The following is a 687-nucleotide window of genomic DNA, read 5'->3' as shown; positions in this document are numbered from 1 at the left end:
TCATTTGGCATTGACAACAATCACAAATCGTATTTTCCGGATGATAATGAATGGCCTTTACTTCAACATTTTCATGTAATGAATCATTTCGTTTTTTATTTTGAACTTTGCGTACAACAGTATAAGAAATCGTCTGTTGGCTTTGTTCTTCTGTGTGCTCAGAATCATTAAAAGACGGGTCATCGTCAAATAATGATATTTGTCCATCAAGTGTATTGTATTTAGATTTCTCTGTTTTCGATCCATATAAAAGTTTTGTTAAATAGCGAACTTGCTCAGTTAGTGATTTAATCTGTTTGGACAATGCTTCATTCTGTTGATTAGAATGAGCCAATTGTTCTTTAAGAAGTCGAATTAATTTCTCGTTTTGATTCTGATTATTAGATGAAGCATTAACCAAAAGATTCACCACCATTCATTCAAATAAGATAGTTCTAGTATAGCATTTTAAGCATAGTAAATACAGCTTTAAATCAACTTTTTGATAGATTTAAAATTGCCCTTTTTGAGAAGGTTGAATAGCTTTTGGCTGCTGAATGGATAATCCTTCTAATAACCAGCGGAGTTCTTGTTGTGACAGATTTCGTACTTCCTTTTCGTTTCTTGGCCATTGAAGTTTTCCATTATCTAAACGCTTATAAAGCATGGCGAAGCCGTCACCGTCAAAATATAAACATTTATAACGAT

At 32.6% G+C, this 687-nt stretch carries 2 protein-coding genes; both read right to left on the bottom strand.

From position 1 onward, the window contains the following. Window positions 1–400: transposase (locus LIZ98_RS17600; RefSeq protein WP_210766341.1), on the bottom strand; the 400-nt coding region annotated here is incomplete at its 3' end. Between the two features lie 90 nt (window positions 401–490). Beyond that, a partial coding sequence (gene tnpB / locus LIZ98_RS17595) for an IS66 family insertion sequence element accessory protein TnpB (protein ID WP_227203178.1) occupies window positions 491–687 on the bottom strand: 197 nt, incomplete at its 5' end.

This window comes from Caldibacillus sp. 210928-DFI.2.18, from assembly GCF_020554505.1.
Lineage (GTDB): Bacteria > Bacillota > Bacilli > Bacillales > Caldibacillaceae > Caldifermentibacillus > Caldifermentibacillus hisashii.
This window is presented reverse-complemented; position numbering and strand designations above follow the sequence as displayed.